The 23,431-nt window shown below is 63.4% G+C and carries 23 protein-coding genes; 18 read left to right on the forward strand and 5 right to left on the reverse strand.

What is annotated here, in order from left to right:
• The first annotated feature begins 2 nt into the window (after positions 1-2).
• The 9 genes from GJW30_RS14365 to GJW30_RS14405 all read left to right on the forward strand — a co-directional run bounded on the left by GJW30_RS14365 (position 3) and on the right by GJW30_RS14405 (position 7,899).
• Positions 3-896, forward strand: coding sequence for a segregation and condensation protein A (locus GJW30_RS14365; protein WP_096358843.1), 894 nt, complete (start codon positions 3-5; stop codon positions 894-896).
• A 13-nt stretch (positions 897-909) separates the two neighbouring features.
• Positions 910-1,668: an SMC-Scp complex subunit ScpB gene (scpB, locus tag GJW30_RS14370; protein ID WP_096356467.1), complete on the forward strand. Its 759-nt coding sequence runs from the start codon at positions 910-912 to the stop codon at positions 1,666-1,668.
• Positions 1,669-1,740: 72 nt separating this feature from the next.
• Positions 1,741-2,856, forward strand: a complete 1,116-nt coding sequence (locus GJW30_RS14375; RefSeq protein WP_197703734.1) for an ABC transporter ATP-binding protein — start codon at positions 1,741-1,743, stop codon at positions 2,854-2,856.
• Between the two features lie 65 nt (positions 2,857-2,921).
• Entirely contained in the window at positions 2,922-3,173 is a 252-nt protein-coding gene (locus tag GJW30_RS14380) for a twin-arginine translocase TatA/TatE family subunit (protein ID WP_096356469.1), read from the forward strand.
• Positions 3,174-3,226: 53 nt separating this feature from the next.
• Positions 3,227-3,778: a Sec-independent protein translocase protein TatB gene (tatB, locus tag GJW30_RS14385; RefSeq protein WP_096356471.1), complete on the forward strand. Its 552-nt coding sequence runs from the start codon at positions 3,227-3,229 to the stop codon at positions 3,776-3,778.
• A complete protein-coding gene (tatC, locus tag GJW30_RS14390; RefSeq protein ID WP_096356473.1) occupies positions 3,775-4,569 on the forward strand; it encodes a twin-arginine translocase subunit TatC in 795 nt (264 codons plus the stop codon). The genes tatB and tatC overlap by 4 nt, the downstream gene beginning before the upstream one ends.
• 169 nt (positions 4,570-4,738) lie before the next feature.
• The gene (gene serS, locus GJW30_RS14395) at positions 4,739-6,172 is read left to right on the forward strand and encodes a serine--tRNA ligase (RefSeq protein WP_096356475.1); all 1,434 of its coding nucleotides are present in this window, start codon (positions 4,739-4,741) and stop codon (positions 6,170-6,172) included.
• Positions 6,173-6,360: 188 nt separating this feature from the next.
• On the forward strand, positions 6,361-7,134 hold the full coding sequence (surE, locus tag GJW30_RS14400; RefSeq protein ID WP_096356477.1) for a 5'/3'-nucleotidase SurE: 774 nt from the start codon (positions 6,361-6,363) through the stop codon (positions 7,132-7,134).
• A 141-nt stretch (positions 7,135-7,275) separates the two neighbouring features.
• Entirely contained in the window at positions 7,276-7,899 is a 624-nt protein-coding gene (locus GJW30_RS14405) for a protein-L-isoaspartate(D-aspartate) O-methyltransferase (RefSeq protein WP_096356479.1), read from the forward strand.
• Between the two features lie 214 nt (positions 7,900-8,113).
• Here the strand turns inward: GJW30_RS14405 and GJW30_RS14410 are convergent, their stop codons facing one another.
• The gene (locus GJW30_RS14410) at positions 8,114-9,268 is read right to left on the reverse strand and encodes a winged helix-turn-helix domain-containing protein (protein ID WP_096356481.1); all 1,155 of its coding nucleotides are present in this window, start codon (positions 9,266-9,268) and stop codon (positions 8,114-8,116) included.
• A gap of 126 nt (positions 9,269-9,394) precedes the next feature.
• On the opposite strand from GJW30_RS14410, the gene GJW30_RS14415 reads away from it, so the two are divergent.
• Complete coding sequence (locus GJW30_RS14415) at positions 9,395-10,591, forward strand: peptidoglycan DD-metalloendopeptidase family protein (RefSeq protein ID WP_096356483.1); 1,197 nt, start codon at positions 9,395-9,397, stop codon at positions 10,589-10,591.
• Between the two features lie 71 nt (positions 10,592-10,662).
• On the opposite strand, the gene GJW30_RS14420 is transcribed toward GJW30_RS14415, so the two are convergent.
• The gene (locus GJW30_RS14420; RefSeq protein WP_245408517.1) at positions 10,663-11,568 is read right to left on the reverse strand and encodes an ATP-binding protein; all 906 of its coding nucleotides are present in this window, start codon (positions 11,566-11,568) and stop codon (positions 10,663-10,665) included.
• Between the two features lie 192 nt (positions 11,569-11,760).
• On the opposite strand from GJW30_RS14420, the gene yajC reads away from it, so the two are divergent.
• The 5 genes from yajC to GJW30_RS14445 are packed head-to-tail and all read left to right on the forward strand — an operon-like array spanning position 11,761 to position 15,919.
• Positions 11,761-12,099: a preprotein translocase subunit YajC gene (gene yajC / locus GJW30_RS14425; RefSeq protein ID WP_096356487.1), complete on the forward strand. Its 339-nt coding sequence runs from the start codon at positions 11,761-11,763 to the stop codon at positions 12,097-12,099.
• Between the two features lie 28 nt (positions 12,100-12,127).
• Entirely contained in the window at positions 12,128-13,729 is a 1,602-nt protein-coding gene (gene secD / locus GJW30_RS14430) for a protein translocase subunit SecD (RefSeq protein WP_096356489.1), read from the forward strand.
• A 12-nt stretch (positions 13,730-13,741) separates the two neighbouring features.
• Positions 13,742-14,704, forward strand: a complete 963-nt coding sequence (gene secF / locus GJW30_RS14435; RefSeq protein ID WP_096356491.1) for a protein translocase subunit SecF — start codon at positions 13,742-13,744, stop codon at positions 14,702-14,704.
• A gap of 10 nt (positions 14,705-14,714) precedes the next feature.
• Positions 14,715-15,089: an Mth938-like domain-containing protein gene (locus GJW30_RS14440; RefSeq protein ID WP_096356493.1), complete on the forward strand. Its 375-nt coding sequence runs from the start codon at positions 14,715-14,717 to the stop codon at positions 15,087-15,089.
• Positions 15,089-15,919 carry a phytoene/squalene synthase family protein gene (locus tag GJW30_RS14445; protein WP_096356495.1) on the forward strand — a complete coding sequence of 277 codons (831 nt, stop codon included), beginning with the start codon at positions 15,089-15,091 and terminating at the stop codon, positions 15,917-15,919. Before GJW30_RS14440 ends, GJW30_RS14445 begins: the two co-directional genes overlap by 1 nt.
• 120 nt (positions 15,920-16,039) lie before the next feature.
• On the opposite strand, the gene trmFO is transcribed toward GJW30_RS14445, so the two are convergent.
• The 3 genes from trmFO to GJW30_RS14460 all read right to left on the reverse strand — a co-directional run bounded on the left by trmFO (position 16,040) and on the right by GJW30_RS14460 (position 18,630).
• Positions 16,040-17,449 carry a methylenetetrahydrofolate--tRNA-(uracil(54)-C(5))-methyltransferase (FADH(2)-oxidizing) TrmFO gene (gene trmFO, locus GJW30_RS14450; protein WP_096356497.1) on the reverse strand — a complete coding sequence of 470 codons (1,410 nt, stop codon included), beginning with the start codon at positions 17,447-17,449 and terminating at the stop codon, positions 16,040-16,042.
• Between the two features lie 128 nt (positions 17,450-17,577).
• Complete coding sequence (locus GJW30_RS14455) at positions 17,578-17,739, reverse strand: DUF1127 domain-containing protein (RefSeq protein WP_096356499.1); 162 nt, start codon at positions 17,737-17,739, stop codon at positions 17,578-17,580.
• 216 nt (positions 17,740-17,955) lie between these two features.
• The gene (locus tag GJW30_RS14460; protein WP_096356501.1) at positions 17,956-18,630 is read right to left on the reverse strand and encodes a histidine phosphatase family protein; all 675 of its coding nucleotides are present in this window, start codon (positions 18,628-18,630) and stop codon (positions 17,956-17,958) included.
• Between the two features lie 188 nt (positions 18,631-18,818).
• Between GJW30_RS14460 and GJW30_RS14465 the strand changes: the two genes are divergently transcribed.
• The 3 genes from GJW30_RS14465 (at position 18,819) to pimC (ending at position 23,394) form a co-directional block, all read left to right on the forward strand.
• On the forward strand, positions 18,819-20,924 hold the full coding sequence (locus GJW30_RS14465; protein WP_430727077.1) for a 3-hydroxyacyl-CoA dehydrogenase NAD-binding domain-containing protein: 2,106 nt from the start codon (positions 18,819-18,821) through the stop codon (positions 20,922-20,924).
• An 82-nt stretch (positions 20,925-21,006) separates the two neighbouring features.
• Positions 21,007-22,179, forward strand: coding sequence for an acetyl-CoA C-acyltransferase (locus tag GJW30_RS14470; protein WP_096356505.1), 1,173 nt, complete (start codon positions 21,007-21,009; stop codon positions 22,177-22,179).
• Positions 22,180-22,194: 15 nt separating this feature from the next.
• Positions 22,195-23,394, forward strand: a complete 1,200-nt coding sequence (gene pimC, locus GJW30_RS14475; protein ID WP_096356507.1) for a pimeloyl-CoA dehydrogenase large subunit — start codon at positions 22,195-22,197, stop codon at positions 23,392-23,394.
• Positions 23,395-23,431: the final 37 nt, after the last annotated feature.

The raw sequence follows: 23,431 nt of genomic DNA on the forward strand, positions 1-23,431 counted from the left end.
ACATGACTGCTGAAAATGCCTTAACGGCAGAAGAATTTGAGCAGGCGCAGCCTGCTGCGGTAGCCGAGCCCTCTTTGATTGTCGATGTCGAAGGGTTCGAGGGACCGCTCGACGTGTTGCTCGCGCTGGCGCGGCAGCAGAAGGTCGACCTCGCCAAGATTTCCGTTCTGGCGCTTGCCGAGCAGTATCTGAAATTCGTCGAGGAAGCCCGCAAGGCGCATCTCGAACTCGCCGCCGATTATCTCGTGATGGCCGCCTGGCTGGCCTATCTCAAATCGCGACTGCTGATCCCGCAGATGGATACGCCCGGCGACGAACCGAGCGCCGCCGAATTGGCCGCTGCGTTGGCGATCCGCCTGCAACGCTTGGAAGCGATCCGTGCCGCCGCCGTCGCGCTCATGGGCCGCCCGCAGCTTGGCCGCGACACCTTCGAGCGTGGCGACCCGGAACCCGTCAACGCCATCAAGCGGCCGGAATATTCGGCGACGCTCTACGATCTGCTGACCGCGTATTCTGTGCAGCGGCGTAAGACCGCGCTCTCGCGGGTGCGTTTTAAGCCGCGCGACGTGTGGTCGCTGACCGACGCGCGTGAGGCGCTGAAGCGTCTCGCCGGCATGAAGTCTTACGATTGGCAGCGGCTCGACGATTACCTAATCCAATACGTCGTCGAGCCCGGAATGCGCGCGAGCGTGCTCGCATCGAGCTTCGCGGCAAGCCTTGAGCTGGTCCGCGAAGGCGTTCTCGAACTGCACCAGTCGGGATCGTTTCAACCGATCTACCTGCGCGCACCGCGCGTCGGCCCAAGACCTGTGGAAGACGCGCTGCCAGGCGAACAAGAAAGACCGGGAGAGGAGGGGAATGGCGGCCCCGACACGTCCGGCAATCCAGTACAATAGTGAGGAGGCCTTTATGACCCCAGTCGCAGAACGTCGTTTGCGGATCGCGGTAAGCGAAGGCAATCCGGTGGAAGATTTCGAAGACACACGTGAGCCCGAGACGGTGGAAGAGCCGGTACAGCGCCCCGAAGAACTGCGCTTGATCGAAGCGTTGCTGTTCGCCGCGAGCGAGCCGCTCGACGAGAAGACGCTCGGCGAGCGTCTCCCCGACGACACCGACGTCAAGGCAACGCTTCGCGCGCTGCAGACCGAATACGCGCCGCGCGGCGTCAACCTCGTCAGCATCGGCGGCAAGTGGACCTTCCGCACCGCCAACGATCTCGCGTGGCTGCTGTCGAAGAACATCGTCGAGCCGAAGAAACTGTCGCGCGCTGCGCTCGAGACGCTGGCGATCGTCGCCTATCACCAGCCGGTGACCCGCGCCGAGATCGAAGAGATCCGCGGCGTCAACACGTCCAAGGGCACGCTCGACGTGCTGCTGGAGACCGGTTGGGTGCGCCTGCGTGGCCGCCGCAAGGCGCCGGGGCGTCCGGTCACTTACGGCACGACCGAGAATTTCCTCAGCCAATTCGGCCTCGAGGCGCTCAACGACCTGCCGGGCCTCGAAGAGCTGAAGGGCGCGGGCCTGCTGGAGGGCGGCCTGCCGGCCGGCTTCTCGGTACCGTCGCCGTCCGACGATCCGGCTTTGCGCGACGACGAGGACCCGCTAGAAGACACCCCGGAGCTCGACCTCACCCTCGCGGTGCCGTCGGAGCGTACCGACGAAGAGTAGTTCTGCGGGGAATTCGGCGCATGATCAGGAAAAGTGGTCACCGGTTTTCCGTCCGATCATGCGCGTGAAAAAATGAGTGCTGCGCCTGAGCGGCGGGGGTTCATCGATCGCTTGGTGTCGCGTCCGCGCACCCCGGCGTCGATTCCGGCGCGTCTCGTCTACGAGGGGGTCTCGCATCGCTACGGCGACGTCGAGGCCGTGCGAGGCATCGATCTCGACATCGCGCCCGGCGAAGTGATCTGTCTCCTCGGCCCGTCCGGCTGCGGCAAGACGACGTTGCTGCGCCTCGCCGCCGGCGTCGAGACGCCGCTGTCGGGGCGCATCCTCATCAACGGCCAGGACGTCAGCACGGGCCGCAACGCCGTTCCGCCCGAGAAGCGCGGCGTCGGCCTGATGTTCCAGGATTTCGCGCTCTTCCCGCATCTCACCAATCTCGCCAACGTGATGTTTGGTTTGCGCGATATGTCGCGCGCCGATGCGGAACGCGAAGCGCGCCTCGCGCTCGAGCGTGTCGGCGTCGCCCGTTATGCGGACGGCTATCCGCACATGTTGTCGGGCGGCGAGCAGCAGCGCGTTGCGCTTGCCCGCGCCGTCGCGCCACGACCGAATGTGCTGCTGATGGACGAGCCATTCTCCGGCCTCGACAAGCGCCTGCGCGACGAAGTCCGCGAGGAAACGCTCAACGTCATGCGCGAGAGCCGCGTGACCTGCATCGTCGTCACGCACGATCCCGAGGAGGCGCTCCGCATCGGCGACCGCATCGTGCTGATGCGGGCAGGGCGCATCGTCCAGGCCGACACGCCGGAGAGGATCTACAGCAAGCCACGCGATCTCGCCGCCGCGCGCTACTTCACGGATCTCAACGAATTTTACGGCGAAGTTCAGGGCGGTAAAGTCGAAACGCCCGTCGGCAGCTTCAAAGCACCCGGCTTATCCGAAGGGACGCAAGCGGTCGTCGCCGTGCGGCCGGACGCCATCTCGGTCGGCTTCCCGAGCAGCGGAATCGGCGGCCGGTTGCGCAGCATCCGTTTCCTCGGCGAGGTCGATCTCCTGGAGATCGTCGTCCAGGGTAGCGAGCGGCCGATCAAGGCCCGGCTGCGGGGTGCGCGCGGCATGGCCGTCAACACTCCCGTAGCTGTGACGATCGATCCGGCTGAAGTCCTTGTCTTTCCGGCCGACGAGGCCTAGGTTCAGTTGGGAACAAGGGGCCGATACGGCAAAAGCCGGTTGCGCCCGCGCGGAGGATTATCCCTATGGGATCGTTAAGCATTTGGCATTGGCTCGTGGTTGTCGTCGTGGTCCTGCTGCTGTTCGGCCGCGGCAAGATTTCCGAGCTCATGGGCGACATGGCGCAGGGCATCAAGGCGTTCAAGAAGGGCATGTCCGACGAGGACGTGGCCAAGAATGAGCCCGCCAAGAGCGACCAGCTGAAGACCATCAACCAAGAGCCTGGTCTCGCAAATCGCGCCCAGACAGAGCGCAAGGCTGAGGGTTCGACCCTCTAAGCCCATCTGGGAATAGGCGGCGCAGCGTATAGCGCCGCCGCGCGGAGAAACTCATGTTCGACATCAGTTGGGGCGAGCTGATCCTGATCGGCATGGTCGCGCTGATTGTCATTGGCCCGAAGGAACTGCCGACAGTCCTGCGCACGATGGGTCAGTACATGACCAAGATCAGGCGCATGGCGTCCGAATTCCAAGGTCAGTTCAACGAAGCCATGCGTGAAGCTGAGATGTCGGACCTCAAAGACAAGGTCGACGGTCTCCGCGACACCGCCAAGGGCTTCAACCCGATGCAGACCATTCGGGACGAATTCCAAAACGCCAAATCCCAGTTCGACGCTGCGACGAAAGACGTCGGCGTATCGAGCGCGGACCTGACGCCGTCGACGGGCGGAACACCGTCGGCACCGGCCGCCGACATCAGCACGCCGATGCCCGAGATGCCGCCGCCCGTGAACCCGCACGAATTCGCCGCACCGCCGGCCGAGACGGCGGCTCCCGCGACCGCAGCGCCTGACGCGCATCCGGAGCGCGCCGCACTCGATGGCGCGCCTGCGCCCGCAGAGCCTCCGAAAGCTGATGCTCCTAAGTCCGGGAGCGCGGCATGAGCCAAGACGACATCGACGCCTCCAAGGCGCCGTTGATGGACCACCTGATCGAGCTGCGCTCGCGCCTCATCAAGGCGCTGCTCGCCATCTTCCTGATGTTCATCATCTGCTTCTATTTCTCCGAGCAGATCTTCAACATCCTGGTCTGGCCGTATTCGCTCGTCGTCGGCTCCAGCGCGAAATTCATCTACACGCAGCTGCTCGAATACTTCCTCACGCGCTTGAAGCTCGCGCTGTTCGGCGCGTGTTTCCTGGCGTTTCCCGTGATAGCGGGACAGCTCTACATGTTCGTCGCGCCCGGCCTCTACAAACACGAGCGCCAAGCCTTCCTGCCGTATCTCATCGCGACGCCGATCTTCTTCGCGCTCGGCTCGATGATGGTTTACTTCGTCGCCATGCCGATGCTGGTGAAGTTCTCGGTGTCGATGCAGCAGGCGCCGGGCGACGGCAACGCCGCGATCGAACTGTTGCCGAAGGTCGCTGAATATCTCTCGCTGATCATGTCGCTGATCTTCGCGTTCGGCATCGCGTTCCAGCTTCCCGTGATCCTCACGCTGCTCGCGCGCGTCGGCATTCTGACCTCCGAGAGCCTGCGCGCGAAACGCCGCTACTTCATCGTCGGCGCCTTCGTCATCGCGGCGGTGCTCACCCCACCGGACGTGATCAGCCAGCTCGCGCTCGCGCTGCCGCTGATGATCCTTTACGAGGGGTCGATCTGGGCCGCCAAGTGGGTCGAGCCGAAGCAGAAACCGGCGACCGATCCGTCCACGGACGTCACCCCGGCCGAGTAGTTGATTTACCGCGCCTAACCCTTTAGCCGTTTGGCCGCCATGCTTCGGCGCCCAATTGAGCCGTCATGGCCCGCTTCTTGCGGGCCATCCACGTCTTCAACAGCGCCGCCAAGACGTGGATGGCCCGGACAAGCCGGGCCATGACGGAATTGTTGGCCGAGATTGCACCATGCACGACATCCGCTGGATCAGAGAGAACGCCGCCGCCTTCGACAAGGCGCTCGGCCGCCGTGGCGAACAGCCGGTGGCATTCTCGTCGTCCGAGCTTCTTAAGATCGACGAAGCGCGGCGCTCCGCCATCGCGGCGTCCGAGCAGGCGCAGGCGCGCCGCAACGCCGCCTCGAAGGAAATCGGCGAGGCGAAGAAGGCCAAGGACAACGCGCGCGCCGACGCGCTGATGGCCGAAGTCGTCGAACTCAAAACCACGCTGCCGCAGCTCGAGCAGACCGCGAAAGCCGAGGAGGAAAAGCTCTCCGGTCCGAACGGCGTCCTCGCGACGATTCCGAACCTGCCGCTGCCCGAAGTGCCGGAAGGTGCCGACGAGCACGGCAATGTCGAGCATCACAAATATTGGCCGAAGCGCGCCGCCGCGTATCTGCCGGATCGCAAGGGCGACAACCGTCCGCTCAAGCAGCATTTCGAGCTGGGCGAAGCGCTCGGCCAGATGGATTTCGAACTCGCCGCCAAACTCTCCGGCTCGCGTTTCGTCGTGCTGCAGAAGGGCCTCGCGCGCCTCGAACGCGCGCTCGGTCAATTCATGCTCGACGTTCATACGGGTGAACACGGCTACACCGAGGTGAGCCCGCCGCTGCTGGTGCGCGACGACGCGATGTTCGGTACGGCGCAACTGCCGAAGTTTCGCGACGATCAGTTCTTGGCGGCCAATGATGCGCAGATCCGGGAACTCGCAATTGATCTTCAGATTGCTGAGTCTGTATTGCCGGGAGAAGGAACGTCGTCCGATGAGGCTTTGAAGTCAAAGGCAGCTCAGTTTCAGGGCCGCTGGCTCATCCCCACCGCCGAAGTCTCGCTGACAAACCTCGTCCGCGAATCTATCGTCGGCGAGGACGAACTGCCGCTGCGGCTCACCGCCTGCACGCCGTGCTTCCGCGCCGAAGCGGGCGCGGCCGGCAAGGACACACGCGGCATGATCCGCCAGCACCAATTCACCAAGGTCGAACTCGTCTCCATCACGACGCCGGAGCAATCGCTCGACGAGCACGAGCGCATGACCGCGTGCGCCGAGGAAATCCTCAAGCGCCTCGATCTGCACTACCGCGTGATGACGCTGTGCACCGGCGACATGGGCTTCGCCTCGCAGAAGACTTACGACATCGAAGTCTGGCTGCCGGGCCAAAACGCCTACCGCGAAATCTCGTCGTGCTCGGTGTGCGGCGACTTCCAGGCGCGCCGCATGAACGCGCGCTTCCGCGATAAAGCCAACAAGGTCCGCCACGTCCACACGCTCAACGGCTCCGGCGTCGCGGTCGGTCGTGCGCTTGTCGCGGTGCTGGAGAATTATCAGAACGAAGACGGCTCGATCACCGTACCGGACGTGCTCGTGCCTTACATGGGCGGCATGAAGAAGATCGAGAAGGCTTGAGCATCGGCCAAACAGTAAAGCTGTCATCCCGGACGTGAGCGGCTGCGCGCAGCGCAGCGGCGAGCAGATCCGGGAACCATGTACCCCAAGCGGTAGCAGGGATACGTGGATCCCGGCTCTCACTGCTTGCTGCGCAAGCAGGCTCGGCCGGGATGACAGCAGAATTCAATCGATAGGCGGACAATCGAATGCGCATTCTTGTGACCAACGACGACGGCATCAACGCGCCGGGCCTGAAAATCTGCGCCGACATCGCGCGCGCGATTTCCGACGACGTGTGGATCGTCGCGCCGGAATTCGATCAATCCGGCGTGTCGCACTCGCTGTCGCTCAACGACCCGCTGCGTCTGCGCGAACTCGGCGACAAGCATTTTGCCGTCAAAGGCACGCCGACCGACTGCGTGATCATGGGCGTTCGGCACGTGCTGGACAAACGTCCAGACCTCGTCCTCTCGGGTGTCAATCGCGGCCAGAACGTCGCCGAAGACGTGCTCTATTCGGGCACCGTGGCGGCCGCGAAAGAGGGCACCGTGCTCGGTATTCCGTCGATCGCGCTCAGCCAGGCCTACGGCCTCGAAACGCGCCACAACCCGTTGTGGGAGACCGGCGCGAAGCATGGTCCGGATATCGTGCGGCGCATTCTCGACCTTGGAATACCGGCTGACACGCTGGTCAACGTCAACTTCCCGGATTGCGCGCCCGACGCCATCGAGGGCATCTCGGTGACGCAGCAGGGCAAGCGCGATCAGGACATCCTGCGCATCGACGCGCGGCACGACGGCCGCGGCAATCCGTATTACTGGATTGCCTTCGCGCGAAAGGAACGTCCGGCCCCGCGCGTCGGCACCGATCTATCGGCGCTCGCGCATCGTCATATTTCTGTGACTCCGCTGCGGCTCGATTTGACCGACGAGCCTTTGATGACCAAGCTCGCCGAGAAGTTTCCGCGACCGAAAAAGTAACTTGTAGCCCGGATGAGCGAAGCGACATCCGGGGTCTTATTCGAAGCCTTTTGCTATCCCGGATTGCGCACGGCTGTGCCGCGCTCCATCCGGGCTACACGAGAGAGTGGATTGCAGCAGGGCGACGGCAGCATCAACCGCATGGAATTCCTTCTCGCGCTGCGTAAGCGCGGGATCGGGGATCCCAACGTGCTGCGCGCGATGGACGAAGTACCGCGCGAGCATTTCGTCACCGCGGAATTTGCCGACAACGCGTACGCGAACCAGGCGTTGCCGATCGCCTGCGGTCAGACCATCAGCCAGCCGTATCTCGTCGCCTATATGACGGCCGCGCTCGACGTGCGTCCGCACCACCGCGTGCTCGAAGTCGGCACCGGCTCCGGCTACCAGGCCGCGATCCTCTCGCGCATGTCCGGCGACGTCGTCACGATCGAGCGCTTCCACACGTTGGCACTCGCCGCCAGCGTCCGCTTCGAAACGCTCCGGCTCAACAATCTCCACGTTGTCGTCGGCGACGGCATGGTGCCGCTGCCGGGCGAGCGCCGCTTCGATCGCATCATGGTGACGGCCGCCGCCGAGGAGATGCCGCAGGCGCTGGTCACGCAGCTCGCCCTCGATGGCGTGATGATCATCCCGGTCGGCGAACACGACGGCATCCAAAAGCTCAAGCGCATGCGCAAGGATAAGGACGGCAACGTCACCACCGAGGATTTGATGCAGGTGCGTTTCGTGCCGCTGCTGCCGGGCAAGGCGCGGGAGCTCTGATCTCCGGTCCGTCATCCTAGAGAGCCTGACCGGAAACGATCGCGCGAGACATCATTGGGCTGTCATCCCGGACGGCGAAGCCGATCCGGGAACCACGTATCCCTGCGCACGATTGGGCTACGTGGTTCCCGGATAGCCGCTTCGCGGCTTCCGGGATGACAGCCGAGAGGGAGGATTGGCCGAAGATATGTTCTCTGCTTTTTCGGTCAGGCTCTCAGGGCGACGGTTCAGCAAACTGAAATTGCGCGAAACGGTGCAGCTCTTCTTCAACAAGCTTCTTGTGCGCCTTCGCCTTGCCGTCGCCGACCCACGTCCATTTCTGCATCAGTAATTTCTTGTTGGCGCGGTCTGCTTTGATATCGAGCGCGGCGACAATCTTGTCGCCGATCAAAACCGGTAGCGCGAAGTAACCCAACACGCGCTTTTCCTTCGGCACATACGCCTCGAACAGATGATCGTAGCCGAAGAAAAACTTCAGCCGTTTGCGCTGAATGATCAGCGGGTCGAACGGCGAGAGAACATGCGTCAGCGTCGGCTCAACATGCTCCTGCTCGAGCAGCGCAGGCCGCACCCAATGTTCGACTTTTCCTGCGTCTTCAATCGCCAGCGGAACGAGTTCGCCCTTGCGCACGCGGCGTTCGATGAGTTGCCGGATCGCGGGCTTACGCGGCGCGTCGAGATGGCAGATCGAATCCAAACTGACGATGCCTTGCGCCGTCAGCGCACGGTCGAGCAGATACGTTACGGTCTCGCTTTCCGATGCGGGTTTCGGACGTTTGTCCCAGCCGAAATGCCGCTCGGTGAGATCGTAAGTCTTCAGCATGCCGGTCCGCGCGCTCACCGTCAGCGCGCCGGTGAAGAACGCGAGCTGTAACGCACGCCGCGAGGGCTTGCGTGACGCCCACGCATGATCCTTCTCGCGTAATTCGTCGTCCGTGATGTCGCGGATCGACAAAGCGCCGTCTTTGCGGACCAGGCGCATCACCTTGCGCAGGTCCTCCGGCTGCACGCCCTTGAACCAGGCGCGTTCCTTCTCCGGATACGTCCGCATCGCGCGAGCGAAGAAGCGATAGTCGCTGCTCGGCACGTAAGCGAGCGCGTGCGTCCAATATTCGAAGACGGATTTCTCGACGCTCTGCGCCTGGCGCAGATGCTCCCGCCGGTACTCGGGGATGCGGGACCACAGAATGTGGTGATGGCAGCGTTCGATCACGTTGATCGTGTCGATCTGCACGTAGCCGAGATGCGCCACCGCCTTCGCGGTCGCTTCCGGACCGCCGCCGAAAGGCTCGCGCGTGTCCAAGCGCTGTGCCGTCAACCACAAATGGCGGGCGGTCGCTTTAGTGAGGGGAAGGGGCTTCTTCGGCATGCGCGTTTCGGCGAATTCTTCAAATCGACATTAAGGTTGAGACGGATTCACTTTGCTTAAACCTCTATTTACCGCGGCGGTGTTTACTCCGAATTCGAGTTGTTCTGTAGCGTATGAGTAACCAAAATGCCGTTTCGCGTAGTCACCCCGCGTCAGCGGGTTGTCGTCAGAGTAGCTGCCCTCTGCTTGTTTTCTGTCAGCGTCGCGGCCTGTAGTTCGGATGTCGCCAGATTTGAGGGCGGCCCACAACAGCGCACCGCTCAGCGCTACCCGTCAGCTCTGGAAACGACCGGCTCGGTGCAGGACCAGCGTGGCCACGCGCCGCGCTACGAGAGCCAAGCCCCGATCGAGCGTCAACAGCTCCCGGAAGCTCCGCAGCAATCATATAATCCGCCGCCGGCTCAGCCGCGTCAGGCTTCGGCCGCTCCGGCCCAGATGAAGCACGCGGCTCAGCCGCGCCAGCTCGCCGCGATGCGTAATTCGCAGCCGTCGGCTCCGGCACCGGCGCGCTCGTCCGGCGTTCACGTCGCGACCGCCAAGGACAGCCTCGGCAGCATCGCTCAGCAATACGGCCGCACGCGCGCCGAAGTCGCCGCCGCCAACAGCCTCAAGGCGACCGATAAGATCAAGGCCGGTCAGCGCCTCATCATCCCGGGCGTCCCGCAGTCTCAGATCAAGACCGCTGCAGCGGAGCCCGCGAAGCCGGCCGCTCCGGCCCAGAAGATCGCGGCCGCTCAGCCGAACGCAAAGACCACGACGCCCGCTCAGAAGACCGCCGCCGCTCCGGGCAAGCCCGAGAAGCCGATGCAGGTCGCATCGGTTCAGCGCGGCGCCGCGCCGGCTAACCTGAAAGAACCGGAACGCGTCGAGAAGGCGAACCTCGCTTCGCCGAACCAGACGGCGGCTCCCGAGAAGGAAGCTCCGGCAGCGACCGGCGCAACCTCCGCCTCGTTCCGCTGGCCGGTGCGCGGCCGCGTCGTCGCCGGCTTCGGCCCGAAGGGCAACGGCGAGAAGAACGAAGGCATCAATCTGGCGGTGCCGGAAGGCACGTCGGTCAAGGCCGCCGAAGACGGCGTCGTCGCTTACTCGGGCAACGAGCTCAAGGGCTACGGCAACCTCGTCCTCGTCCGTCACGCCAACGGCTATGTCACGGCTTACGCTCATGCGAGCGAGCTGAAGGTGAAGCGCGGCGAGACCGTAAAGCGCGGTCAGATCATCGCGAATGCCGGCCAGACCGGCAACGTTTCATCGCCGCAACTGCATTTCGAAGTGCGCAAGGGTTCGACCCCGGTCGACCCGATGCCGTACCTCAACGGAAACTGAGCCCGCAGCCCTCCAGAGGCTTGGTTCGACCGACAACGGCCGTCTCCTCACGGAGGCGGTCGTTGACGTTTTTACTTCTTCTTTTTCGCTTTCGGCGCTTCGAGCTGCACGCGCAGCCGGCCGGCGAGATCCTGCACGTATTGCCACGCGACGCGGCCGGAGCGTGAACCGCGCGTCGTCGCCCATTCGAGCGCCTCGCGTTCGAGCTGCTCGTCCTTCACCGGGATCTTGTGGTGCTTCACGTAGCCGCGAACCATCTCGAGATATTCGTCCTGGCTGCATTTGTGGAAGCCGAGCCAAAGCCCGAAGCGATCCGACAGCGAAACCTTCTCTTCGATCGCTTCGCCCGGATTGATCGACGTCGAGCGCTCGTTGTCCATCATGTCGCGCGGCAGAAGATGCCGCCGGTTCGACGTCGCGTAGAACAACACGTTGTCGGGCCGGCCTTCGATGCCGCCGTCGAGCACGGCTTTGAGCGATTTATACGACGTGTCGTCGTGATCGAACGAAAGGTCGTCGCAGAACACGATGAAGCGATGCTGCGAGGCGCGCATGATCGCCATCAGCTCCGGCAACGTCTCGATGTCCTCGCGGTGGATTTCGACAAGCTTCAAGCCCGACGGACCGTCCATCGTCGCCGCCACCGACGCATGCGCGGCCTTGACCAGTGACGACTTGCCCATGCCGCGCGAACCCCAGAGCAGGGCGTTGTTCGCCGGCAGTCCCTGCGCGAAGCGCTCGGTGTTTTCCATCAGCGTGTCGCGCACGCGATCGATGCCCTTGAGAAGACCCATATCGACCCGGTTGACCCGCTTGACGGCGGTCAGCGTGTCGGTCGTCGGCGCCCAGACGAAGGCGTCGGCGGCCTCGAGATCGACAGCCGGCCGGGCCGGCGGGGCGAGGCGTTCGAGCGAATCCGCGATTCGCTTCAGGACCGTCATTACGGCGGTGCCATCCAATTCTGACGTTGATTTCATGCTCACTCCGGTGCGGCGACTGCTTAACCGGTGCGTTTCCCCCCGGCAAGCGGTCTCCCGCGACCATTCGGCACCCCTAAAAGCCCGGCCAAGCGTTGCTTTTGGGTCTCCGGCCAGTATAGTCCCGGCCGATTTCGCGGCCATTGCGCTGCGGCCAAGAGGGGCCCCCGAGCCCCGTTCAAAGGACCTTCGATGTTTATTACGCCCGCTTACGCGCAGGCCGCCGGTGGCGGCACCGAGATGTTGACGTCTCTGCTGCCTTTCATCCTCATTTTCGTCATCATGTACTTCCTGATACTGCGTCCGCAGCAGCGCCGCGTGAAGCAGCATCAGGAATTGGTGAAGAACGTGCGTCGCGGCGATACGGTGATTACCTCGGGTGGCATCATCGGCAAGGTGACCAAGGTGATCGACGACGACCAGATCGAGATCGAGATCGCGGACGGTGTGCGCATTCGCCAGGCGCGTGGCATGATTTCGGACGTGCGGGCCAAGGGCGAGCCCGTGAAGGAAGACAGCGCGAAGGCTTGAGCTTAAGCCGAACGCGCGGAGAACCAGCATGTTGCATTTCACGCGCACCCGCGCGCTTACGATCATTTTGTCGGCGTTGCTCATCTGCATCTTTGCGATCCCGAATTTCTTCGCGCCCGAAACCGTCAAGACGTGGCCGAAATGGGCGCAGCGCCACATGGTGCTCGGGCTCGATCTTCAGGGCGGCGTCTCTCTGCTGCTGCAGGTCGACGAGAACGCCGTGCGCAAGGAGCGTGTCGAGGCGCTGCGTGACGATGTGCGCCGCGTTCTCCGCGACGACCGCATTCGCTACACAGGCCTTGCGATCCGCGGCATGACAGTCGAAGTTCGTATCAGCGAAGCCGCCGACGTGCCGAAGGCGTTGCCGAAGCTGCGCGCGCTATCGCAGCCGATCGGCGGCCTGCTCAGCGGCTCCGGCCAGAACACGCTCGAGATCAACGAACAGAACGGCCTGATCCGCGTCTCGCTCACCGAGCCCGGCATCAACGATCGTATGCGCCAGGCCGTCGATCAGTCGATCCAAGTTCTTGAAAAGCGCCTCAACGCACTCGGCACTGTCGAGCCGTCGATTCAGCGTCAAGGCGCATCGCGCGTCCTCGTGCAGGTGCCCGGCCTCGACAATCCGGATCGCTTGAAAGAGCTGATCGGCCGCACCGCGAAGCTGACGTTCCACCTCGTCGACACCACGCTCGGCGCTGACCAGATCGAGCAGGGCCGCATCCCGGCCGGCTACATCGTTGCGCGTGGCACGCGTGAAGAGGGCGGCGGCCGTTACGTGCTCGAAGAGCGCCCGATCGTCTCGGGCGGCGATCTGACCGACGCTCAGCCCGGCTTCGACCAGCGCACCAGCGAGCCCATCGTCTCGTTCCGCTTCAACACCAACGGCGCGCGCGCCTTCGGCCGTGCGACGCAGGAAAACGTCGGAAAACCCTTCGCCATCGTTCTCGACGGCGAAGTGATTTCGGCACCCGTCATTCGTGAGCCGATCATCGGCGGCTCCGGCCAGATCTCCGGCAACTTCACGGTCGAGCAGGCCAACAACCTCGCGATCGTGCTCAAGTCCGGCGCACTCGCGGCGCCGATGTCGATCGTCGAAGAGCGTAACGTCGGTCCGGGTCTCGGTCAGGACTCGATCACGGCTGGCATCCACGCCTCCGTCATCGGCGCGGCTCTCGTTGTCGTCTTTATGATCTGGGTCTATGGCATCCTCGGCGTGATCGCCAACATCGCGGTTGCCGTCAACGTTGCGATGATCTTCGGCATCCTATCGCTGCTGAACGCCACGCTGACGCTCCCGGGCATCGCCGGCATCGTGCTCACCGTCGGCATCGCGGTGGACTCGAACGTGCTGATCTACGAGCGCATCCGCGAAGAATGGCGGGCAGGGCGCACCGCCATGATGGCGATCGGCGCCGGGTTCGACCGCGCGCTCGCGACCATTCTCGACACCAACATCACGACATTCATCGCGGCCGTGATCTTGTTCCTGATCGGTACCGGCGCGGTGCGCGGCTTTGCCGTCACCTTCGGCATCGGCATCATCACGACGGTGTTCACCGCCTTCACGCTGACGAAGCTTATCGTCGCCGGCTGGGTGCGTTGGCGCCGGCCGAAAACCGTTCCGATTTAAGGGGATTGAGACGTGAAACTTTATCCTCTGCGCATCGTCCCGGACGATACCAAGTTCGATTTCATTCGGTTCCGCCGCATCAGCTTTCCGATCTCGGCACTGCTGTCGATCATCGCGATCGTCTTGTACTTCACGCACGGCTTGAACTTCGGCATCGACTTCAAGGGCGGCACGCTGCTCGAAGTCCAGCAGAAGGGCGGCCCGGCCGACATCGCCAAGATGCGCGCGACACTCAACGGTCTCGGCCTCGGCGAAATCAATCTGCAACAGTTCGGTGGGCCGTCTGACGTGCTCATCCGCATCGCGCAGCAGCCGGGCGGCGACGAAGCTCAGCAAGCCGCGATGAACAAGGTGCGCGGCTCGCTCGGCGACACTGTCGAATACCGCCGCGTCGAAGTCGTCGGCCCGCGCGTGTCCGGCGAGCTTCTGTCTTACGGCGTGTTCGGCGTCTTCATGGCCGTCATCTGTATTCTTGTGTATCTCTGGTTCAGATTCGAGTGGCAATTCGCGCTCGGCGCATCGATAGCGAACGCGCACGATATCGTGCTGACGATCGGCTTCATGTCGATCATGCAGATCGACTTTGACCTCACGAGTATCGCGGCCTTGCTGACGATCTTGGGCTATTCGCTCAACGATACGGTCGTCATCTATGACCGAATTCGCGAGATGCTGCGGCGTTACAAGAAAATGCCGATGGAGCAGCTTCTCAACGAGTCGATCAACGCAACGCTGTCGCGCTCGATCATCACTCACGTCACGGTCACGCTCGCTCTGCTCGCGTTGCTGCTGAAAGGCGGCACCGCCATCCACTCGTTCACCGCGACGATGATGTTCGGCGTCGTGCTGGTCGGCACCTATACGTCGATCTTCATCGCCTCGCCGCTGTTGATTTATCTCGGTGTCGGCACGGCACGTCTCGAAGTTGAAGCGCAAGCGAAGGCCGACACCTCGCAGGTTCCGGCACGGCCGTAGGGGAACGCGGATGACCTCGCGGCCGCATCTGCCGCAGCTCGTTCCGATCGACACTTACGGCAACGGCGGTTTCCGCTTCGGCGGCATGTCGCATCGCGGCTCGCTATTGTGCCTGCCGAGCGGGATGTATGCGTGGGACGTCGCGACGCCCGACCAGATCACCGAGGCCAGTCTCGAACTCGCTTTCGCTGAGCGCGACGAGATCGACTCGTTCTTCGTCGGCACCGGCCGAACGTCCGCGCTCTTGTCGACAAGTCTCCGCAAAGCCTTGCGCGAAGCGCCGCTCAACACCGAGACGATGCAGACCGGCGCGGCGATCCGCATCTTCAACATTCTGGTCGGCGAGCAGCGCCGCGTCGCCGCCGCTCTCCTTGCGGTGACGTGATGGCATACTCGGCCAGCGAAGCGTTGCTGCATGAGGCGGACAAAGACCGCTACATCGCCGCACTGTTCGCGCCGGCGGATCGCCGCGACTATCTCCACGCGCTCTATGCCTTCGACATAGAGATCGCGCGCGTCGCCGGACGTGTGCGCGAGCCGATGGCCGGCGAGATCCGCTTCCAATGGTGGCGCGAGGTCATCTTGGGCGAACGCGACGGCGAAGCGCAGGCCAATCCCATTTCGGCCGCGCTGCTCGACACGCTGGCGAAAACCGGCGTCGCGCATGCAACGCTCGACATGCTGATCGATGCGCGCGCGCGCGAACTTTATCACGATCCGATTCTCGATCGCGCCGAACTCGACACCTACGCCTTCGAGACCACCGGCGCGATGCTGCGGCTTTCTGCGGCGGCGCTGAGCGGCCGCCAGGAAGCGACATTCGCCGAAGCCGCGGAACCTGCCGCGCAGGCGGCCGCGATCGTGTGGGCTCTGCAGACGCTGCCGACGCATGCGTCGCGGCGCCAGACTTTCATGCCGGAGGATTTGCTGCAGAAACACGGCGTCTCGCGCGAAGACATGTTCGCCGGCATCGCGACGCCATCGCTCCATGCTGCGATGGCTGAGATGCGCGGCTGGGCACGCGAGCGTCTAGCGGCGTTTCGCCCGCACTACGTCGCGCTCGATCAGGCGGCGCGACCGGCCTTCCTGCACATCTGGCTGCTGCCCGGCATTCTCGATGCGATGGAGCAGCGCGGCTACGATCCGTTCCGCACGCCGCTCGATGTGTCGCAGTGGCGACGGCAGTGGCGGCTCTGGCGCGCCGCGCGGATGTAAGTGGGTTTTCGTAGCCCGGATGAGGTCGGCGAAGCCGGCCGACATCCGGGTCGGTGTCTGCGGCTTCCACTGACCCCGGATATCGCGCGCTGCGCGCGCTTCATCCGGGCTACGGACAGGCTACTCCGCCGCCGTATCGAACCGCTCGCCCGCGATCCAGCGATCGAGATCAGCCAAAGCCCGCGCACACATCGCGTTCTTCTTCGCGAGCGTCTTTGCCGTGCCCTTGAGGCGTTTGCCCTCGGCATCGCGCGTCGGCGTCTGCGCCAGCGGTGGAAACAGCCCGAAGTTCACGTTCATCGGCTGAAACGACCGCGAGCCCCCATCGTCCGCCGAGATGTGACCGCCTGTGATGTGCCCGATCAGCGCGCCGAGCGCCGTCGTCTCCGGCGGCAAGCTCACAGGCATGCCCCGCCGTTCGGCCGCCGCGATGCGTCCCGTGATCAATCCGATCGCGGCGGACTCGACATAACCTTCGCATCCCGTGATCTGCCCAGCGAACCGCAAACGCGGCTCCGCTTTGAGCCGCAGCGTCTCGTCGAGCAACTTGGGCGAGTTCAGGAAGGTGTTGCGGTGTAGGCCGCCGAGCCGCGCGAACTCGGCATTCTGCAAGCCCGGGATCATCCGGAACACGCGCGTCTGTTCGCCGTGCTTCAGCTTGGTCTGGAAGCCGACCATGTTGAACAGCGTGCCGAGCTTGTTGTCCTGACGCAGCTGAACGATCGCATACGGCTTCACGTCCGGCTGGCGCGGGTTGGTGAGGCCGACCGGCTTCATCGGGCCATGCCGCAGCGTTTCGCGTCCGCGTTCGGCCATCACCTCGATCGGAAGGCAGCCGTCGAAGTAGGGCGTGCCCTCGAAATCCTTGAACTCGGCCTTCGCGCCCGTGAGCAGCGCATCGACGAAGGCTTCGTATTCGTCGCGCGTCATCGGGCAGTTGATGTAGTCGGCGCCCGTGCCGCCCGGACCGACCTTGTCGTAACGCGACTGGAACCACGCCGTGTCCATGTCGATCGAGTCGCGATGCACGATCGGAGCGATCGCGTCGAAGAAAGCGAGTTCGGCCTCGCCGGTGAGCTGGCCGACGGCCGTGGCGAGTGCCGGGGAGGTGAGGGGCCCGGTCGCGACGATAACCGAGTCCCAGTCCGCCGGCGGTAGCCCGGCGATCTCGCCACGTTCGATGGTGATCAACGGGTGAGCTTCGAGCGCCGCCGTGACTTGAGCGGAGAATGCATCGCGGTCGACCGCGAGCGCGCCGCCGGCCGGAACCTGATGCGCATCGCCCGACTGCATGATGATCGAACCGAGGCGCCGCATCTCGGCATGCAGGAGGCCGACCGCGTTGGCGGTCGCATCGTCGGAGCGGAAGGAGTTGGAGCAGACGAGTTCCGCAAGGCCGCCGGTCTTGTGAACGGGCGTCTCACGGACCGGCCGCATCTCGTGCAGCACGACCGGCACGCCGGCCTCGGCGCATTGCCAAGCCGACTCCGACCCCGCCAGGCCGCCCCCGATGACATGAATTGGTTTCATGCGGTCGGGTGTGTCGCGCCTCTCATCTGGCGTCAAGACAAAGCGCGGATGACGCTAACGGCAACTCAAACAAAAAACGCCCGCTTGCGCGGGCGTTGATTTGCAGACTGGAGGTCCGGGAAGAGGGCTTAAGCAGCCTTCTGAGCCGAATCCCAAGCGCGGGTGTAGAGATCGCCGCGGGTCATGCCGATGTCGGCGAGTTCGCGGTCGCTCAGGCGAGCGAGTTCATTGAGGGTCTTGTTGTAACGGCGCCAGACCCGGAGGTAGCGCGCGATGGTCGAGATGGTCATATCACACCTTGTATACTAGTGAATCACGAGATCAGCTTCGATCTTGTTTCCAGTCTAGTAGTGTTTGGTGCGGTGCAAAAGGTTCAATGTTGCAGTGCCAGGAATGCGCATTTCGCATAGGCACTGCAACAATCTATTCATCTTTGATTGGTTGTATTCAACGCGTGAATACGAGTTCAATAATTGCGGCGCAATATGGACCGTCGCGCGGCCGCTTTAGGCCTGAACCTGGCCTTGTGGCACACCGGTGACATGTGTTGCCCCGGCAGCGCGCAGCCATGGGCGGTGATTTGTCGTCACGATTCGCCAGCGCTCGCGATCGCCCGCGATATGATCGACGCGCGTGATCGAGCAGTTGTCCGTCACGAAAGCCAGCGACGCCTCCGCATCGATCCCCAGCGCAAGCCCGAGAACGGCGCGAATGGTACCGCCGTGCGCCACGACGATCACGTCGCGGCCCGCGACGTTCGCCGAAAGCTGCCGGATCGCGCCATGAACGCGTTCGGTAAGCTCCAAGAACGTCTCGCCATTCGGCGGCCGCGCATCGGCTGCGCAGAGCCAAAAGGGGGAGACCGCCAAATCGCGCTTGGCGAAAAACTCTTTGCGATCGAGCCCCTGCCAGTCGCCGAGATGCTGTTCGGCAAGCTCCGGAATAGCCCGCAGCTCGATCTCGCCGGCCTTCCGGCCCATCGCGGCGATAATCGCCTCGGCGGTCTGCCTGGTCCGGCCGAGATTGCTCGTCACCCACATGGCATCGCGCGGGAGTTCGTGCGCCAGCGCCTTGAAGGCGACCGGATCGGTACAATCCGCATCCAGATCCCGCTGCCCATAGATCTTTCCGCCATCCGGCACAGGCGCGTGCCGAATCCACCACCACCGCGTCTCAGTCATCGATTTCCCTCACAAATTCTCGCACCGCGATAACACGCGCAGGCTCCCAACCGAAGCGCGTGTGCATTCAACCTGTCGCGATGCAGATAATGTCGCATCGCGACTGTTGATCCCGCTCTGCGAAATAACAATACTTGACCCCAACGATGGCTCGCAGCAACGTGCCGCCACATTTTCCGGGAGGTCATTTGATGAGTGTTGTATCCCTTCGCAACGAAGGCGACGTTGCCGTTATCACGGTTGATAATCCTCCAGTGAACGCGCTCAAGCACGAAGTGCGCGCTGGCTTGCTCGATGCATTCAAAAAAGCCGGCGCCGACGCGAACGTCAAAGCGATCGTTCTGAACTGCGCGGGCCGTACTTTCATCGCTGGCGCCGACATCACCGAATTCGGCAAGCCGCCGAAGGAGCCGGGTCTCTCCGAAGTCATCGCGACGATCGAGAACGTACAGAAGCCGACAGTCGCGGCGATCCACGGCACTGCGCTCGGCGGCGGCCTCGAGACCGCGCTCGGCTGCCACTTCCGCGTCGCCGTCGCGACCGCAAAGGTCGGTCTGCCGGAAATCAAGCTCGGCATTCTTCCCGGCGCAGGCGGCACCCAGCGTCTGCCGCGCCTCGCCGGCATGGAGAAGGCGTTCCCGATGATCATCTCGGGCGATCCGATCTCCGCCAAGGATGCGCTCGCGCACGGCATCGTCGATGAGATCATCGACGGCGATCTGCTCGCCGGCGCAATCGCATTCGCGAAGAAGAAAGTCGCCGAGGGCGCCAAGCTCGTCCGCGTCCGTGATCGCGAAGAGAAGATCGCTGACCTCAAAGCAAACCCCGACAAGTTCAACGACATCATCGCGGCGAACTCGAAGAAGAACCGCGGCGAGGAAGCTCCGGTCGTCACCACAGAAGTGCTGCGCGGCGCCATCACGAAGTCGTTCGACGAAGGCCTCAAGGGCGAGCGCGAAGGTTTCATGAAACTCGTCGTCGGCGATCAGTCGAAGGCGAAGCGGCATTATTTCTTTGCCGAGCGCGAAGCCGCCAAAGTCCCCGACATGTCGAAGGACGTAAAGCCGAAGACCGTCAAAAAGGCGGGCGTCATCGGCGCCGGCACGATGGGCGGCGGCATCACCATGAACTTCGCCAACGCCGGCATTCCGGTGACCATCGTCGAGATGACCGAAGAAGCGCTCAATCGCGGCCTCGGCATCATCCGCAAGAATTACGAAAACACGATGCGCCGCGGCGGCATCAGCCAGGCCGATCTCGACAAGCGCATGAGCCTTATCAAGGGCTCGACCGACTTCAACGATCTTTCCGACGCCGACCTCGTGATCGAGGCCGTGTTCGAGGAAATGCCGATCAAGAAGGAAGTCTTCGCCAAGCTCGAGAAGGTGACGCGCCCCGACACGATCCTCGCCACCAACACGTCGTATCTCAACGTCGACGAGATCGCGGCGACCACAGGCCGCGTGCCGAACGTGCTCGGCATGCACTTCTTCTCGCCCGCCAACGTGATGAAGCTGCTCGAAATCGTGCGCGGCAAGAACACGTCGGACGAAGCACTCGCGACCGCGATCGACGTTGCGCGCAAGATCAATAAGGTGCCGACCATCGTCGGCGTCTGCCACGGCTTCGTCGGCAACCGCATGCTCAAAGCCCGCGGTATCGAGGCGGAGTCGCTGCTGCTTGAAGGCGCGTTGCCGCAGGAAGTCGACGCGGCCACGACCGGCTTCGGCTTCCCGATGGGTCCGTTCGCGATGAGCGATCTTGCCGGTCTCGATATCGGCTGGCGTATCCGCAAGGCAATGGGCCAGAAGTCGGAAATCTTCGACTCGCTCTGCGAGCTTGGCCGCTACGGCCAGAAGACCGGCTCCGGCGTCTATCGTTACGAAGGCGGTTCGCGCACGCCGATCCCGGACGAAGTCACCGAGCAGATCATCGTCAACGCGTCGAAGAACGCCGGCATCAAGCGCCGTCCGATTTCTCAGCAGGAGATCGGCGAGCGTCTCATCTTCTCGATGATCAACGAGGGCGCGCGCATCCTCGAAGAGGGCATCGCGATGCGTCCGAGCGATATCGATGTCGTCTACGTGAACGGCTACGGCTGGCCGGTCTGGCAGGGCGGCCCGATGTTCTACGCCGACCTCGTCGGTCTGCCGTACATCGTCGAGAAGCTGGAAGGCTACGCCAAGGAATCCGGCAACGAACACCTTCAGCCGGCCGCGCTGCTCAAGCGCCTCGCGGCTGAGGGCAGAGGCTTCTCGTCGCTCGGCGTCAGCCCGATCAAGAAAGCGGCTTAACGCATCCATCGCGCGCCGCGCTCGGCGTGGCGCGCGATCTTACATCGTTCAAGAATTCAAAATTCAACGCAAAGGATACACCGTGGATAGGGCCGTCATCGTTTCGACCGCACGCACGCCGATCGGCCGTGCTTATCGTGGCGCTTTCAACAACACGCACGGCGTGGACCTCGGCGGCCATGTCGTCAAACACGCGGTGCTGCGCGCCGGCCTCGATCCGGCCGACATCGAAGATGTGATCCTCGGCACCGCCATGCCGGAGCGTGCCACCGGTCAGAACGTCGCCCGCCTTGCCTCCATCCGCGCCGGCCTTCCGGTGACCACCAGTGGCGTCACCGTCAACCGCTTCTGCTCGTCGGGCCTGCAGACCATCGCGATGGCCGCGCAGCGCGTCATGGCAGGCGAGGGCACCATCGTCGCCGGCGGCCTCGATAGCTGCAGCCTCGTGCAGGATGGCAAGACGGTCGTCGTCAAGGACGAGTGGATCGTCGAGCACAAGCCCGACCTTTACATGTCGATGATCGAAACGGCCGACAACGTCGCGCAGCGCTACAACGTGACGCGCGAGCAGCAGGACGAATACGCGCTCGAAAGCCAGCGCCGCACCGCTGCTGGGCAGCAGGCGCGCCGTTTCGACGCCGAGATCGTGCCGCTTCCGTCGGTGCAGAAGTTCGTCGACAAGGAGACTAAGGCCGAGAGCTTCCAGCCCGTCACGCTGACGAAGGACGAAGGCAATCGTCCGGAGACGACCGCCGAAGGTCTTGCCGGCTTGAAGCCCGTTCGCGAAGGCGGCTTCATTACGGCCGGCAATGCGAGCCAGCTGTCGGACGGCGCCTCCGCCTCGGTCATCATGAGCGAGAAGGAAGCCATCCGCCGCAACATCACGCCGCTTGGCACCTTCGTCGGCTTCGCGATCGCAGGCTGCGAGCCGGACGAGATGGGCATCGGCCCGGTCTTCGCTGTGCCGAAGCTGCTTAAGCGTTATGGCCTGACGGTCGACGACATCGACATCTGGGAACTCAACGAAGCTTTCGCGAGCCAGTGCCTCTATTCGCGCGACAAGCTCGGCATCGATCCGGAAAAGTACAACGTCGACGGCGGCGCGATCTCGATCGGGCATCCGTATGGCATGAGCGGCGCGCGCCTCACCGGCCACGCGCTCATCGAAGGCAAGCGTCGCGGCGCCAAGCGCGCCGTGGTGACGATGTGCATTGGCGGCGGCATGGGCGCTGCCGGACTGTTCGAAATCAATTGATCGAAGGAGATCCAGATGGATCTGCGATTCACACCTGAGGAACTCAAGTTCCGCGACGAGGTGCGTGCTTTCTTCAAGGAGAACCTCCCGGAAGAAACGCGCAAGAAGCTCGAAGCCGGCGAGCACAACGGCAAGCAGGCCATCGTCGATTGGCAACGCGCGCTGAACAAGAAGGGCTGGGCGGTTTTCCAGTGGCCCGTCGAATACGGCGGCACCGGTTGGACACCGACGCAGCAGTACATCTTCCTCGAAGAGATGCAGACCGCACCGGCACCGCCGCCGCTGCCGTTCGGCGTCAACATGGTTGGCCCGGTCATCTACACATTCGGCAGCGAAGAGCAGAAGAAGAAGTTTCTGCCGCGCATCGCCAACATCGACGACTGGTGGTGCCAGGGCTTCTCGGAGCCGGGCGCAGGCTCCGATCTTGCCGGTCTCAAGACCACCGCGAAGCGCGACGGCGACCACTACATCGTCAACGGTCAGAAGACCTGGACGACGCTCGCGCAGCACGCCGACTGGATCTTCATGCTCGTCCGCACCGACTCGGCGGCGAAGAAGCAGGAAGGCATTTCGTTCCTGCTCATCGACATGAAGACGCCGGGCATCACGGTGCGCCCGATCCAGACGATCGACGGCGGCCACGAGGTCAACGAAGTGTTCTTCGACGACGTCCGCGTACCGGTCGAAAATCTTGTCGGCCAGGAGAACAAGGGCTGGGACTACGCGAAGTTCTTGCTCTCCAACGAGCGCGTCAACATTGCGCGCGTCGGCGCGACGAAGCAGCGTATCCGCCGTATCAAGGAGCTCGCCTCGCTTGAGTTCGACGGTGAGGATCGCGTCATCGACAATCCGCGCTTCCGCGAGAAACTCGCGGCAGTCGAGATCGAACTCAAAGCGCTCGAGATGACGCAGCTCCGCGTCGTTGCGGGTGAAGCTAAACGCGGTAAGGGCAAGCCCGATCCGGCGTCCTCGATCCTGAAGATCAAGGGCTCGGAACTGCAGCAGGCAACGACCGAGCTTCTCGTCGAAGTTATCGGCCCGTACGCGCTGCCGTTCGAACCCGAACACGAGGACGGTTGGAACGAGCCGCCGGTCGGTCCGGAATACGCAGCGCCGCTCGCGCCGCAGTATTTCAATTATCGCAAGACGTCGATCTACGGCGGCTCCAACGAGATTCAGAAGAACATCATCGCGAAGGCGGTGTTGGGACTTTGACGCCTCGGCCCTCCTTCGAGACGGCGCCGCCGGCTTT

The organism is Variibacter gotjawalensis, from assembly GCF_002355335.1.
In the GTDB taxonomy this organism is placed as follows: domain Bacteria; phylum Pseudomonadota; class Alphaproteobacteria; order Rhizobiales; family Xanthobacteraceae; genus Variibacter; species Variibacter gotjawalensis.

Excerpts from the sequence above, each read along its gene's own strand:
- GJW30_RS14365 (WP_096358843.1), top strand. The coding sequence starts at position 3 with ATGACTGCTGAAAATGCCTTAACGGCAGAAGAATTTGAGCAGGCGCAG.
- scpB (WP_096356467.1), top strand. The coding sequence starts at position 910 with ATGACCCCAGTCGCAGAACGTCGTTTGCGGATCGCGGTAAGCGAAGGC.
- GJW30_RS14375 (WP_197703734.1), top strand. The coding sequence starts at position 1,741 with ATGAGTGCTGCGCCTGAGCGGCGGGGGTTCATCGATCGCTTGGTGTCG.
- GJW30_RS14380 (WP_096356469.1), top strand. The coding sequence starts at position 2,922 with ATGGGATCGTTAAGCATTTGGCATTGGCTCGTGGTTGTCGTCGTGGTC.
- tatB (WP_096356471.1), top strand. The coding sequence starts at position 3,227 with ATGTTCGACATCAGTTGGGGCGAGCTGATCCTGATCGGCATGGTCGCG.
- tatC (WP_096356473.1), top strand. The coding sequence starts at position 3,775 with ATGAGCCAAGACGACATCGACGCCTCCAAGGCGCCGTTGATGGACCAC.
- serS (WP_096356475.1), top strand. The coding sequence starts at position 4,739 with ATGCACGACATCCGCTGGATCAGAGAGAACGCCGCCGCCTTCGACAAG.
- surE (WP_096356477.1), top strand. The coding sequence starts at position 6,361 with ATGCGCATTCTTGTGACCAACGACGACGGCATCAACGCGCCGGGCCTG.
- GJW30_RS14405 (WP_096356479.1), top strand. The coding sequence starts at position 7,276 with ATGGAATTCCTTCTCGCGCTGCGTAAGCGCGGGATCGGGGATCCCAAC.
- GJW30_RS14410 (WP_096356481.1), bottom strand. The coding sequence starts at position 9,268 with ATGCCGAAGAAGCCCCTTCCCCTCACTAAAGCGACCGCCCGCCATTTG.
- GJW30_RS14415 (WP_096356483.1), top strand. The coding sequence starts at position 9,395 with ATGCCGTTTCGCGTAGTCACCCCGCGTCAGCGGGTTGTCGTCAGAGTA.
- GJW30_RS14420 (WP_245408517.1), bottom strand. The coding sequence starts at position 11,568 with ATGAAATCAACGTCAGAATTGGATGGCACCGCCGTAATGACGGTCCTG.
- yajC (WP_096356487.1), top strand. The coding sequence starts at position 11,761 with ATGTTTATTACGCCCGCTTACGCGCAGGCCGCCGGTGGCGGCACCGAG.
- secD (WP_096356489.1), top strand. The coding sequence starts at position 12,128 with ATGTTGCATTTCACGCGCACCCGCGCGCTTACGATCATTTTGTCGGCG.
- GJW30_RS14440 (WP_096356493.1), top strand. The coding sequence starts at position 14,715 with ATGACCTCGCGGCCGCATCTGCCGCAGCTCGTTCCGATCGACACTTAC.
- GJW30_RS14445 (WP_096356495.1), top strand. The coding sequence starts at position 15,089 with ATGGCATACTCGGCCAGCGAAGCGTTGCTGCATGAGGCGGACAAAGAC.
- trmFO (WP_096356497.1), bottom strand. The coding sequence starts at position 17,449 with ATGAAACCAATTCATGTCATCGGGGGCGGCCTGGCGGGGTCGGAGTCG.
- GJW30_RS14455 (WP_096356499.1), bottom strand. The coding sequence starts at position 17,739 with ATGACCATCTCGACCATCGCGCGCTACCTCCGGGTCTGGCGCCGTTAC.
- GJW30_RS14460 (WP_096356501.1), bottom strand. The coding sequence starts at position 18,630 with ATGACTGAGACGCGGTGGTGGTGGATTCGGCACGCGCCTGTGCCGGAT.
- pimC (WP_096356507.1), top strand. The coding sequence starts at position 22,195 with ATGGATCTGCGATTCACACCTGAGGAACTCAAGTTCCGCGACGAGGTG.